Origin of the sequence: Kineosporia mesophila (genome assembly GCF_021129235.1) — a bacterium.
In the GTDB taxonomy this organism is placed as follows: Bacteria; Actinomycetota; Actinomycetes; order Actinomycetales; family Kineosporiaceae; genus Kineosporia; species Kineosporia mesophila.
This window is the reverse complement of the sequence record NZ_JAJOMA010000023.1, coordinates 1-12,170: the sequence shown is the minus strand read 5'-3', so window position 1 is coordinate 12,170 and position 12,170 is coordinate 1. Positions and strand designations below refer to the sequence as shown.

15 protein-coding genes and 1 pseudogene are annotated in these 12,170 nt (G+C 67.9%); 9 read left to right on the top strand and 7 right to left on the bottom strand.

What is annotated here, in order from left to right; translation table 11 throughout:
* Positions 1 to 7 precede the first annotated feature (7 nt).
* Complete coding sequence (locus LR393_RS26645) at positions 8 to 700, bottom strand: response regulator transcription factor (protein ID WP_231487509.1); 693 nt, start codon at positions 698 to 700, stop codon at positions 8 to 10.
* A gap of 139 nt (positions 701 to 839) precedes the next feature.
* On the opposite strand from LR393_RS26645, the gene LR393_RS26640 reads away from it, so the two are divergent.
* From LR393_RS26640 to LR393_RS35775, 5 genes and pseudogenes are all read left to right on the top strand, one after another.
* Complete coding sequence (locus LR393_RS26640) at positions 840 to 1,583, top strand: COG4705 family protein (RefSeq protein ID WP_231487507.1); 744 nt, start codon at positions 840 to 842, stop codon at positions 1,581 to 1,583.
* Positions 1,583 to 2,407 carry an undecaprenyl-diphosphate phosphatase gene (locus tag LR393_RS26635; RefSeq protein ID WP_345718730.1) on the top strand — a complete coding sequence of 275 codons (825 nt, stop codon included), beginning with the start codon at positions 1,583 to 1,585 and terminating at the stop codon, positions 2,405 to 2,407. The genes LR393_RS26640 and LR393_RS26635 overlap by 1 nt, the downstream gene beginning before the upstream one ends.
* 55 nt (positions 2,408 to 2,462) lie before the next feature.
* Positions 2,463 to 2,675 (top strand): annotated as a pseudogene (locus tag LR393_RS37205) (transposase); the annotation flags it as partial.
* 130 nt (positions 2,676 to 2,805) lie between these two features.
* Complete coding sequence (locus tag LR393_RS26630) at positions 2,806 to 2,949, top strand: hypothetical protein (RefSeq protein WP_231487498.1); 144 nt, start codon at positions 2,806 to 2,808, stop codon at positions 2,947 to 2,949.
* Between the two features lie 397 nt (positions 2,950 to 3,346).
* Positions 3,347 to 3,469 carry a hypothetical protein gene (locus tag LR393_RS35775; RefSeq protein WP_269327949.1) on the top strand — a complete coding sequence of 41 codons (123 nt, stop codon included), beginning with the start codon at positions 3,347 to 3,349 and terminating at the stop codon, positions 3,467 to 3,469.
* Positions 3,470 to 3,590: 121 nt separating this feature from the next.
* On the opposite strand, the gene LR393_RS26625 is transcribed toward LR393_RS35775, so the two are convergent.
* The 4 genes from LR393_RS26625 to LR393_RS26610 all read right to left on the bottom strand — a co-directional run bounded on the left by LR393_RS26625 (position 3,591) and on the right by LR393_RS26610 (position 6,719).
* A complete protein-coding gene (locus LR393_RS26625) occupies positions 3,591 to 3,920 on the bottom strand; it encodes a Rossmann-fold NAD(P)-binding domain-containing protein (protein WP_231487497.1) in 330 nt (109 codons plus the stop codon).
* A gap of 17 nt (positions 3,921 to 3,937) precedes the next feature.
* A complete protein-coding gene (locus LR393_RS26620; protein ID WP_231487495.1) occupies positions 3,938 to 5,128 on the bottom strand; it encodes an FAD-binding protein in 1,191 nt (396 codons plus the stop codon).
* A 5-nt stretch (positions 5,129 to 5,133) separates the two neighbouring features.
* Positions 5,134 to 6,222 (bottom strand): glycosyltransferase family 4 protein, encoded by a 1,089-nt coding sequence (locus LR393_RS26615; RefSeq protein WP_231487493.1) that lies wholly within the window; start codon positions 6,220 to 6,222, stop codon positions 5,134 to 5,136.
* 158 nt (positions 6,223 to 6,380) lie between these two features.
* Positions 6,381 to 6,719, bottom strand: a complete 339-nt coding sequence (locus LR393_RS26610) for a response regulator transcription factor (protein ID WP_231487490.1) — start codon at positions 6,717 to 6,719, stop codon at positions 6,381 to 6,383.
* A 174-nt stretch (positions 6,720 to 6,893) separates the two neighbouring features.
* On the opposite strand from LR393_RS26610, the gene LR393_RS26605 reads away from it, so the two are divergent.
* From LR393_RS26605 to LR393_RS26590, 4 genes are all read left to right on the top strand, one after another.
* A complete protein-coding gene (locus tag LR393_RS26605) occupies positions 6,894 to 7,523 on the top strand; it encodes a DedA family protein (RefSeq protein WP_231487484.1) in 630 nt (209 codons plus the stop codon).
* 202 nt (positions 7,524 to 7,725) lie between these two features.
* Positions 7,726 to 8,208, top strand: coding sequence for a phosphatase PAP2 family protein (locus tag LR393_RS26600; RefSeq protein ID WP_231487482.1), 483 nt, complete (start codon positions 7,726 to 7,728; stop codon positions 8,206 to 8,208).
* 661 nt (positions 8,209 to 8,869) lie between these two features.
* Complete coding sequence (locus LR393_RS26595; RefSeq protein ID WP_231487481.1) at positions 8,870 to 9,673, top strand: PIG-L deacetylase family protein; 804 nt, start codon at positions 8,870 to 8,872, stop codon at positions 9,671 to 9,673.
* A gap of 12 nt (positions 9,674 to 9,685) precedes the next feature.
* Positions 9,686 to 9,949, top strand: coding sequence for a hypothetical protein (locus LR393_RS26590; RefSeq protein WP_231487471.1), 264 nt, complete (start codon positions 9,686 to 9,688; stop codon positions 9,947 to 9,949).
* Positions 9,950 to 10,239: 290 nt separating this feature from the next.
* On the opposite strand, the gene LR393_RS26585 is transcribed toward LR393_RS26590, so the two are convergent.
* Positions 10,240 to 11,043: a GNAT family N-acetyltransferase gene (locus LR393_RS26585; RefSeq protein WP_231487469.1), complete on the bottom strand. Its 804-nt coding sequence runs from the start codon at positions 11,041 to 11,043 to the stop codon at positions 10,240 to 10,242.
* Positions 11,044 to 11,137: 94 nt separating this feature from the next.
* The gene (locus LR393_RS26580) at positions 11,138 to 12,070 is read right to left on the bottom strand and encodes an RNA polymerase sigma factor (RefSeq protein WP_231487464.1); all 933 of its coding nucleotides are present in this window, start codon (positions 12,068 to 12,070) and stop codon (positions 11,138 to 11,140) included.
* Between the last annotated feature and the right edge of the window lie 100 nt (positions 12,071 to 12,170).

The following is a 12,170-nucleotide window of genomic DNA, read 5'->3' as shown; positions in this document are numbered from 1 at the left end:
TTCAGGATCATTGGAGGCGGTACCCCACTCCGCGTACGTTCTCCAGGGTCTGCGGGAAGTCCACCTGAGCCAGCTTGCGCCGGGCACGGGTGACGTACTGGTCGAGGGTGTTTTCGCCGACGTGGGCAGCACCGGGCCAGCCCGCAGCGATCAGCTCGGCGCGGCGGACCACTTCTGGGCGGCGGGCGATCAGGCACGAGAGAAAACGGAACTCGGTGGGGGTCAGCGAGACGGTCCTCTCGCCGTAGCGGATCGAGTGCGTCGCCGGGTCGACCTGAAGACGCTCTTCTTCCCCTTCCTTCTCGTTCAGAGCGACCATGAACGGGCGCCGGCGGATCACCCCGGCCACCCGGGCCAGAAGTTCCGCGAACTCGAACGGCTTGCGGATGTAGTCGTCACCCCCGACGGCGAACCCGGACAATACGTCGTCGGTGTGGTGGCGGGCAGTCAGAAACACCACCCCCGCGGCGCAGCCCTGGGCCCGCAACGCCTGACAGACATCCCGGCCATCGGCGTCGGGGAGCCCGATGTCCAGAACCACGGCATCCGGCCCCGACGTTCGCGCCGTCGTCACTGCCGCACCTCCCGTCGACACCGAATCCACCAGATACCCGGCCCGCCGCAACCCCCGCTCAAGCGTGGTACGTAGCAAACCGTCGTCTTCCACCACCAGCACGCGGTGACGTCCGTCGTCCTCCATGGCTCAACTTTCTCCCAGGAAAGCCGCTCCCCGGGAAAACGCGTCAGGCTTCGTTCAGAGTCGTGAACCCAGTCTTTCGCTCATGACCGAGCCACACACGCCGCCGTCAGTACGGGCAAACAACCCCATCCTCAGCAAAGTGCCCGAAGCGACTGCCATGTTCTGGGCAATCAAGATCTGTACCACCGGGATGGGCGAGGCCGCCTCCGACTTCATGGGCACGCGCCCGGTCCTGCTCGCCGCCGCTCTGGTCGCGATCTCCGGCACCGCCCTGATCTGGCTCTTGCTGCTACAGCTGCGGGCCGACCGCTACCTACCCTGGGTCTACTGGGGCACGGTGGCCATGGTCAGTGTGTTCGGCACCGTCGCGGCGGACGGTCTCCGGGTCGTGCTCGGTCTGTCATACCTCACCACCACGATCGCCTTCGCCCTGACCGTCGCCGCGATCCTGACCGCCTGGTACCGGACCGAACGCACACTCTCCATCCACGACATCACCACCCTTCGGCGCGAGCTCTTCTACTGGAGCACGGTGATCGCCACCTTCGCCCTCGGCACCGCGGCCGGCGACCTGACCGCGAACTCCCTGGGCCTCGGCTACCTCGACTCCGGCTTGCTCTTCCTGGCCGCGATCGCCGCGCCGTACCTGCTGCACCGAGGCGCCGCCCTGAACGCCACCACCGCCTTCTGGGCCGCCTACATCGTCACCCGCCCCCTCGGCGCCTCGTTCGCCGACTGGGGCGCCGTCCCCGTGCATGACGGTGGCCTGCACCTGGGCACCGGACCGGTCACCCTCGTCCTCCTGGCCCTGATCGTCGCCCTGGTCCGCCAGGAACGCTCCACCACCGCTGCTCTGCGCACCGTCCCCGGGGCCGCGCTGTGATCGGCTGGGGCCAGGCCATCATCCTGGGCATCGTTCAAGGCCTGACCGAGTTCCTCCCGATCTCCTCCAGCGGCCACGTCCGGATCGTCTCGGCGCTGCTCGGCTGGCAGGACCCGGGCGCCGCCTTCACCGCGGTCACCCAGCTCGGCACCGAAACCGCCGTCCTGGTCTACTTCCGCAAGGACATCTGGGAAATCGTCACCACGTGGCTGGAGTCCCTGCGCCGCCCCGCCCTGCGCCGCGAGCCGGCGGCCCGGATCGGCTGGTACGTCATCCTCGGCACTCTCCCGATCGGCCTGATCGGCCTCGCGCTGCAGAGCACCATCGAAACCACCTTCCGCGACCTGCGGGTCATCGCCCTGACGCTGATCGTCTTCGGCGTGATCCTCGGCATCGCCGACAAGCTCGGCCGCGGCGAGCGCACCATGCAGGATCTCAACCTCCCGCACGCCGTGACCATCGGCCTGGCCCAGTGCCTGGCCCTGATCCCCGGAGTCTCGCGTTCCGGCGGCACGATCAGCGCCGGTCTGCTTCTGGGCTACTCCCGCGAGGCCGCCGCCCGCTACGCCTTCCTGCTGGCAGTCCCCGCCGTGCTCGCCTCCGGACTGCTGGAACTCACCAAGATCGGCGGCAGTAACACCCCGGCCTGGGGTCCCACCATCGCCGCCACCCTGATCGCCTTCGTCATCGGCTACGCCGTGATCGCCTGGCTGCTCCGGTATCTCAGCCACGGCAGCTTCCGCCCGTTCGTGATCTACCGCATCGTCCTCGGACTTGCACTGATCGCCCTGGTCACCGTGGGAGCTCTCCCCGCCCTCCCCTGACCCAGCTCATCTGAACGCCGATGGGCCGCCTGGCCCATCGGCTTGTCTGGGCCTCGTGCAACCTGCCCCGTCCACGGCCACCGACAGGACCCGGCGGCAGTACTCCGGGATCACTGGACGGATCGAGAACTATCAGTTCGCAGTCCATCTGACCTACATAGCCAGCGCCAGGCACGTCCTGATCGGACGCCGCCGGTATCTGCCGGAGTCCTGGGCCGGTGAGCCCGCCCGGATGCGTGCCGCGGGCGTCCCGGATGACATCGGCTTCGTAACCAAGCCCGCTGGCCCGGCAGCTGATCGAGCAAACCCGGGACGTCGGCGTCCCGGCCGGCCCGGTCACCGGGATCGAGGCCTACACAGACGACCCCGGCCTGCGAAAAGCCATTCACAGTGCGGCAATGACCCATATTCTGGTCGTGGCCAAGACCCACTGGATCATCAGCGTCATCGGCACCCGCAAAGCAGTCGAGCTGGCCATACGCCTGAAACCAGAAGTCCGGAGTTGTCTCTCAGCCGGGAAAAGCACCAAGGGCGAACGCTGATACGACGGGGCCACCACCGAACCAGCGCACGCCTCTACCGGTAGCTCAATCCGCCCGAACCACAAAGAAATCCGACGCGCCGGGGCAGCCCGGTCCAGCCAGGCCTTCCCGGTCCCTGCTGCCAGGAACGCCCGTCATTGCTGCTCGTGCGGGAACGACGGTCCCGTCACCCTGGGCGGCTACGTACGGACAACCGGGCGGTCCCGGAGGTGATCTTGTGGGTCGCTCGGACCGGTGTGGGCTCCACCGCCGGCCTGTCCAGCGAACCTTCGCCTGGCTGAAGGATTCAAGCGTCCGCTACGAACGCGGCACCGACATCCATCAGGCCTTCTTTTCCCTTGCCGGCCCATGGATCTGCCTTCGGCATCTCATTCTGAACTGACCTCTCATGGCCCTGGTGACCAGCATCCTGTTCCTGCTGGCGATCAGCGCCACGGTGAGGTATCTGACAATCAGTAAGCGCGACCGTACCGAGGTGGTGTCGGGTTCCGGCGCGGTACTGGATGGGCAGGACCCGTAGGCGCACATCCCCCGGCCGGCCCGGAGCGTCAGACGATTCGGCGCAGATGCGGGCCGCAGCGATACGAACCGGTGAGCTGTTCCTCCCGGAAGTTCGCGGGCTGAAGGGCCCACGATCATGCTCAGCGCTCCGTCGCGTAGAAGAAGTCACGCTGGTCGGACGAGAGACAGCGGGAAGACGAGCAACTCATCGACCTCAGCAGCCGATGGCCGGTGGGGCGGGTCTCCCCGGACTGCAGCGGGTCGAAAGCGCTGAATGCGACGATCGAGGAGTGCCCCTGAGCCGCGAGCTCGCGCACGTGCCGCTGCAGCCGGGGACCGGAACGCCCGGCCGGCACCATCCGGGCCGGGCGGGTCCCGCTCAGCCGCTGGGCGATCGCCGACCCGATCTCGGAGGAGCCCCCCATGAGCAGAATTCCCGTGGACTCGGTCGAGACCGTCCATTCACGCATGAGAAAAGTTTTCATGGCTACTCCACCAGTCCGGTGCGAATTGCCAGGTTCGAGGCGAAGACGCGGCCGGGATCCATCTCGTCCCGCACCCGGCGCCAGCCCGGTAGCCCGGGATACATCGCCGCCACGCCGGGCGCGTCCAGCCAGGAGTCCTGGCCCAGATGTAGGCGTCCACCGGCCTGCATCACCAAAGCGTCCACGTCGGCGAGCGTGGCCGGAAGACCCGCCCGGCCAGAGGGAAAGTTCAGCGCCAGAGCCCATCCTGGGAGAGGGAAAGATAAGGGAGCCGGATTGCCGGCCCCGAGACGTTGCAAGGTCGTCAGCACCGGCCCCACTCGCGCCGCCTTCAGCAACCCGAAGATCCGGGCCAGGGTAGTGTCCGCGCCGAGCGGGATCGCACAGTGATGCCGAACAAGTCCGAACAGGCCCGGGTAGGATTGCCCGAGCTCGGCCGGGTGCAGGGCCTGCCCGAGCCGGGCCAGGCGTCGGCGGGTGTCCCGCCCTACGCCCTCGCGCTGACCCCACCGAGCGCTCCGGGGCAGACGCTGTCCCTGCACCTGATGCTCGGATTCCATCAGCCCTCGCCCACCCCGCTGCGTCCAGACCGTGCTGTTCAGATTCTCACCAGAAAAAGCATTCTCGTTCAGCTGCTGCACCGCCAGGTCCAGGCTGTCCACCCGCACCGTCCGGCGCACCGGGGCCGCAGAACCCACAGTCTGCAGGCGCAGCCCGGCCCGCAGGATGATTCCGGTGAGGCCCATCCCGCCGACGGTCGCCCAGAACCGCTCCGGAGTCGTCTCCGGCGAGAGGCGATGCACCCGGCCGCGTGCGTTCATCAGGTCGATCCAGAGCACCTGGTGACCGAACGACCCGGCGCTCGGGTGGTTGCCGCCGAAGCAGTCCGTGGCGATCGCGCCGCCCACCGTGCCCCTGAGAGAAGGGGGCCGGACCGGGAGCACGCATCCGCCTCGCTCGGCGAGGGTGGCCAGCGCTCCCAACGTCACGCCGGCCTCGACCTCGGCCAGGCCACTGCGACGGTCCAGGAAGAGCACTCCGTTGAGCCCGCGCAGGTCAAGACCAGTGCCCTCGTTCAGCGACCAGGAATCCTGGCCAGCGGTGCCGCATCCCCGCACAACGATCCTTGAAGCATTTTTCCGCAGCAGGGTTTCGGCAATTTCCTCATCCTGCAACGGCCGTAACTCATCCATGTTTCTCATATTGCCAACGGCACCCTGAATTTCGCCTGATCGCCTGGTCGGGAAAACGCCGAAGCCCGCTGGTAGGCGGTGAAACTGCGGGCCACGGTGGCGTTCCAGTCGAGGTCGGGACGGTCCCGGCGACAGGCCTCGGCCATCTGCCGCAGCACGGCCGGCTCAGCCAGCAGATCGGCAGCCCGCCGGGCCATCTCGACGTCGCCCTCCACCAGGTATCCGTGCACTCCGTCGCGGACGAACTCGCCCACCCCACCGCTGCGCATGGCTATCACCGGCAGGCCGCTGCACCGGGCCTCCAGCGCAGCCAGCCCGAAGGCCTCCAACCGGGAAGGAGCCAGGTACAGGTCGGACCGTGAGAGCACCTCCAGCACCTCATCCCTTCCCAGCCGACCGGCAAGAGTCACCCGATCGATCAAACCCTCAGCCTTAACACGTTTTTCCACCGCCCGAGCCTGAGGCCCGTCCCCCACCAGCACCGCCCGCCAGGGCCGGTCGCCCAACTGCCGGCGCATCGAAGCCAGCATCCCGACAAAGGCCAGCGGGCGCTTGCGATGGGCCAGGCGCATCACGCTCACCACCGTAGGCTCCTCCGAAGCTCCGACTGCGGCCGGGCGGCAACCACTCACGTCGATCCCATTGGGAAGGACGGGCACACCGTCCGGGACCATCGACTGGATGGATGCCGCCGCGATTTCGCTGACCGCCGTCCACGCGGCCCCGGCCGGGATCAACCGCGTGGCCAGAGACAGCGCCAGAGAACCCATCCCACCCGGAGCAACGATCGAGTGCATGGTGATCACCACCGGGATCCCCGCAGCGCCGGCCTCCCGCGCCGCCCGCCAGGCCAGCGGCGAGAGAACCGAGCTGTGGCAGTGCACGACGTCGGGACGAACCATTGCGAAGGCCTCCCGCAGCCCTGCGAAGCGGCCGGACAGCCGGACCACCTCGGAGCCCGATGGGCCGGGGGTGGCCGTCAGCACGGTGGCTTCGAGGCCGCGCCGCCGCTGGTTACGGGACAGGTCGTCGACCAAAACCTCAATACCCCCCAGAACGGGCAGAAACGTATCGGTGACATGCAGGATCTTCATGACCGTTTCACCACTCGCATCGACATACCGGAGACATGTACAACCCTGACCCGGCACCCCTGAACAGATCCTGACGGGATGCCCCGTCAGCCAGTTGTTCTGAAGCCCCATCCACGAAAGCGTTCACAGATCAAACAGTCTCGAAGAATCAACTCGACTTACCCAGCGAATGGCCCCAGCACCACGTCGTCCGCGCCTTCGTCCAGCACCCGCACCGCATCGGCCTCGCTCGACCGGGCCGTAACGACCATCATCACCACCTGAGGATGCCGCGACCGCAGGAGCGCACACAGGTCAGACCCGTCGCCATCGGGCCGCCCCAGGTCGAGCAGGACCAGATCGACCGTAGCGCCCTCGATCGCCGAGCGGGCCTGCGCCACGGACTGCACCCAGGCCACTTGATGACCGTTCTCGGCCAGCAGGGCCACCATCCCGCCGCCCAGATGCACGTCACCCTCGATCAGCAGCACGCGCGGCGACACCGGGATGGAGACCATCGTCGCAGCGTCCGCGCCCTCGCCTGAACCAGACCTGACTTCAGCGCCGAAGGAGTCAGGTCACGTTCAGAGTCCGGCCATCAGGCTGGGGCCACGCCCGGCCGGGAGCCCACCCCTCAGGTTCCCGGCCGGGCACCCGCGAGCACCGACGTCTACTAGCACGAGGACCGCTTGATGCCTTCCATACTTACCCCCGAGAACCTCATCTCCACTTTCGGGGTGTTCGGGATCCTGGTCGTGGTGTTCGCCGAGTCCGGCCTGCTGATCGGGTTCTTCCTGCCCGGTGACTCGCTGCTGTTCACCGCAGGCCTGCTGATCGCCGACGGCACGTACCTGCACCAGCCGCTCTGGCTGATGTGCCTACTGATCTCCGTCGCCGCGGTGGCTGGAGACCAGTTCGGCTACCTCTTCGGCCGCAAGGTTGGCCCGGCGTTGTTCCGCCGCCCCAACTCGCGGCTGTTCAAACAGGAGAACCTGATCCGCGCGGAAGAATTCTTCGCCAAGTACGGCCCCCGCTCGATCGTCCTGGCCCGGTTCGTCCCGATCGTGCGCACTTTCACCCCGGTTGTCGCCGGTGCCAGCCAGATGCACTACCGCACCTTCATCACCTACAACCTGATCGGCGGGGTGTTGTGGGGCAGCGGGGTGACGCTCCTGGGTTACTTCCTGGGGCAGGTCGCCTTCGTCAAGGACCACGTCGAGCTGATCCTGCTCGGTATCGTAGTGATCTCGATCGTCCCGGTCGCGATCGAGCTGCTGCGGGCGCGCGGCCGGGGACGCCGCGAGGAGGCCGGGCATTACTGAATCGACCAGGGTGGCGCCGGCCCATCACCGTTCCGGCCCCATCCTTACCCTGATATTCGGCACTGCAGCGGCACTTTTCGTCCTGCTGGCCGTACTGGTCTCCGATCCCGCGGCAACGCTGCCCACTTGCGACCGATGGGTCAGCGACGCCGCCCTCTCCTTCGCCCAGGCCCACCCGGCCTGGGTAACGACCATGAAGGGGGTGACGGTCACGGGCGGGATTGGTCTCCTGGGCCCGACGGTGACCGTCCTGGGGTTGCTGCTGTTCGTCTGGGGCCGTCGTGGCGACGCGCTCTTCGTCTGGGGTGCGATGCTTTTCACGGTCCTGGCCCGGAACGTCGTGGTCGAACTCATCGGCCGGGCGCGGCCGGACGAGCGGCTGATCCAGATCTCCAGCTCCTCGTTCCCCTCCGGCCACACCACGGCCTCCGCATTCGTGGCCGCCCTGCTGATCATGATCGGACGGCCCCTGTTGCAGCGCCGGTGGAGCCGGGCCCTGCTCATCGTCCTGGCGGTGGGATGGGCGCTAGCGGTGGGGACCAGCCGGGTCGCGCTGGTCGTCCACTGGCCCACCGACGTCCTCGGGGGTTGGCTCTTCGTCGTCCTCTGCATGTCGGCCGCGTCATTGGTACGGCAGCAACTCGAACGGCGGACTTCCCCAGCGATCGTCAAGAACGAGGGCTGAACGTCCGAGCCAAGATCCTGTGGGTAGATCTCGGAAGCGGGATTTCGCTGGAACATGGGTGCAACCTCCGCCGGCCCCATCGGCCTGAGCGAGATCAGGGTGGGCCAGTACCGGGCACAGCGGGCCAGTCCGTCACCGAGGACGTCTTCCGCGGCCGGATGGATCGAGAACTGTTACTACAGAAGGCCTTCTGAGGCAGAAATGGCGGCCAGGTACCGGCCCGGTCCAGCGGGCGTAAGGCCCGGGACGGGCCGGCGACGTACCAGCGTCTACCGCGGCCGGCAGTGCGCCAGCGCAGCTCATCGGCCGCACGGATCGCCAGCGGATTCATCACTCCCCGAGCCGGAAACCGCCTTGTACACGACTCTCTCGACTGGCCGATCCGCAAGGCAGCGTCGTCGTAGCTGGAACCGCGGCCCGGGTTATGATCCCGCCCCTACCTTCCAGAACCACCTGCCCAGCAAGCGATTCCACATCTCTGGGGCGGGCAGTCCGGGCCATGACAGTGCGCTCCCGGCCCCCGCCACTGAGTTCCTGCACAACAGTGATCAGGTTACGGAGAGTCTGAACAATTCCTGATGGGAAGGGTCCCTGAACAAAGCCTGACCATCTGGTGGCCTGACCGGGACAAGTGGGCCGGCCTCGTGCCATCGTCGAAATCATGCGGACTCGAACGCTGGTCTCCTTCCATGCCCATCCCGACGACGAGGCGCTGCTCACCGGCGGCACTCTCGCCCGGGTCGCGGCGATGGGACATCGGGTGGTGCTGGCCTTTGCCACCGACGGCGAGGCTGGCCTGGCCTCCACCGCGGCAAGTGGCAGCGACCTGCGGCAAACGCGGGTGAAAGAGCTTGAGCGGGCGGCCGGCGCGCTGGGCTGCGCTCGCGTGGTCCGTTTCGCCCTGCCCGACTCCGGATGGATCCCGGGGCACGTACCAGATGAGGGGACCTTCAGCCGGCTTCCCGTCGAGGATGCCTCCGCGGCCCTGACCCAGGTACTTGAGGAAGAGCAGGCCGATGCCCTCACCATCTACGACCCAGCCGGTGGCTACGGGCACCCGGACCACCAGCAGGTGCACCGGGCCGGGATGCATGCAGCGTTCCTGGCCGGTACTCCCTGCGTCCTCGAGGCAACACTACCCCGGCAGCCCCTGCTCCGCTTCGTCCGGCTGGCCCGGTGGGTGCCGGGGCTGCTCGACTCGGTCGAGGCCCAGCGCTTCGAGACCGCCTTCACCCCTCGTGAGGAGATAACCCACCAGGTGGACGTGCGCCCTTATCTGAAGGCCAAGCGCCGTGCCCTACAAGCCCACGCCAGCCAGGCCAGCTCCGACTCCGGACCGCGCACCTTGCGTCTCCTGCTCAGCCTGCCCACCCCCGTGTTCCAGCGGGTGGCCGGGAAGGAGTACTTCGTCGAGCGCACGCCGCCTTCCAGCATCACCCATGACCTGCTCGGAACCACCGCCTGAAAGGAAGCCACCATGAACGACTCGACCCCAACCCCGGAAGAACCTACTACCGCAGAAACCACCGCTGCGGCATCCGCTCCAGACCCGGCGCCGTCCCGGCGCTTTGGAACTCAGGCAACGGCCTGGTCGTCCCGGCGCCGGATTCCCCTGCTGGTGGGTGGCGCCCTGCTCGTCGGGGTCATTGCTGGCGCCGGAGGCACCGCCATAGCCGCCGAGTTCGGCAATGAGGAGGCGCACGAGCAGGACAGCGAGCACCGCGAAGAGGGCGACGACTGACCACAGATGGCATCGCCGTAGACAATTTCGGCACCGGGTAGCCAGCGGACACCCGATGCGACTACCCGCTCTGTGGATGGTGACGGTTCGTTGATGGGCGAGCCGGAAGGAAGCGCGGCCACCAGAAGCGTGCGAGTGCACATCTGACCCGTTGCGTTGCATGACATCTCGGCCCGCCCCGGGCCACCCCATCCTGGGCGGTACGCCGCGACCCGGCGAGCGCGTTCGTGGAGCAGAACGTACCTGACCACCGTCACCGGGTCGCGCGCGTAGGCTGGGCCGGCCCGTGATCAGGCCTCCCAGATCCAGTTCCGCCGCAGGTAGACGCTCTGAAGACCGGCACGGCGCATGTTGTTCAAAGACGATCCGCTCTCGCCCGTTTCAGCGATCACCCAGGCGCAACCCGCGTCCGCTGCCGCCCGGGCCCGGGCCGCGATCAGGGCCGACTGCGCCCCCCGACCGCGGTACTCGGGCAAGGTGGCGCCGGCGTTCAGCGATGCGGCCGACCCGCGGATCAGCAGGTTGCCCACGGCCACCAGCCGGTCTCCGTCCCAGGCGCCGAAGGAACGGAAGGCCGGGTTGGTCACGATGGCCGCCGTCATGCTGCGGAGACCCTCCAACGGCATGCCGAAGCCGTTCAGCAGAGTGGTGGCCCATTCCCGCGCGTGCTCGGCCCCGACCTCCTCCACCCGCAGGTCGCTCTTTCCGAGCGTCAGGTCCTCGATCCGGCCGGCCAGCTTGTGAATCCCCGAGCCGGCCTTCAGGCCATGGGCCTCAGCAATGCCGTCCCAGTCCGGGGGCAGCACGTCAGGAGCGATCTGGATGCCGGCCCGGACCGTCTGATTGGCCCGGTAGAACGCGACCAGTTCTTCGATCAAGGCACCGGTGACCGGCTCCTCGACCCCGAATCCCAGCGCTTTACTCCAGTAGTGGGTCGGGTCGTGGCGCATCGACAGCGCCACCCCGCCGCTGATCCGGGCGGTGCGGATGCCGAGTTGCTCCTGCGTGGCCTGCGGGCATTCGGCCTGGTACCGGTACATGAACTCGGCCTCGATGCCTTCGAGGACGGCAGGGGTCAGACTCTGAGGGCTCACTGAATCTCCAGACACAGGTGGGGCGGTCTGGTGAGGGATGCGACCCGACCCACCAAAGTTCACCTCCCCGGCACGCGGATTGCCGTGAACCGGGTCACAGGCGCACCGCCGATCGCGGATGGAAGATCCGCAGCCGATCGCTGAGACCGTCCGCGAGCGAATGAACCCACAACGCCGACGGCGGGCAGTGTGTCGGGTCTTCGGGCGGGCTGATCAGGTGCGTTTCCCAGATCACGACGTCCCGGCCGACCACCACGTCAGCCACCTCGAACCTCACACCGTCGCCGACGTCCCGGTACATCGCGAAGGTCGGGTACTCCAGGCCGTGGGTTCGCTTGCCCTTGCCCCAGACCGTCTCGAGCGTGGGCCGGCAGATCGCGGCCATGGCCTCGGTGAACCGGCCGGTCCGACCCGCCTCCAGAGTCTCCTCGGCCTGACGCCGGCGCGCCCGGGTCAGCGCGCGATGATCCTCGTACGCCAGATCGGCACTCGCGCTCAGGGCCTCGCCCAGCCGGGAGCGGGCGTGGCTGAGGCGACTGCGGACGGTCCCGACCGGCACGTCGCAGATGGAGGCGATCTGCTCGTAGGACGTGGCCGTGGTGAAGTACCGCAGCATCGTGACCAGCCGGTGCTCGGGCGAGAGCTGATTCAGGGCCTGCCAGACCCAGTCGCCCACGGCGTGCTTCTCCGCCAGCCGAGCCGGATCCAGCTCTTTCAGCCCAGGTAGCACGGCGTCCAGGTCGCTCATGGGAACGGCCGCCCGCGAGCGCACGTGCTGACGGGCCTGATGGAGGACGATGGTGCGAACCCATCCACCGAAAGCCTGCGGCTCGCGTAGGTGGCCCAGACCCCGGAGAACGCTGATGCAGGAATCCTGCACCACGTCGTCGGCCTCCGGCCGGTACCCCAGCACGCCCACCGCGACCGCCAGCATCCCTGCCCGGTGCCGCTGGAGCAGGGTTCCCAGAGCGCTCGCGTCCCCGCTCTGGGCAGCGAGCACGAGATCGGTGTCCGAGGGGCCGTTCATGTTCCAAGCCTCGCAGGTGGCGAGCGGGCTCCGCGACGGGCCCGGGCACCCGTCACGGAGCGAGATCGGCGAGTCGTCCCGCGATCACCCCCCCCGTGGG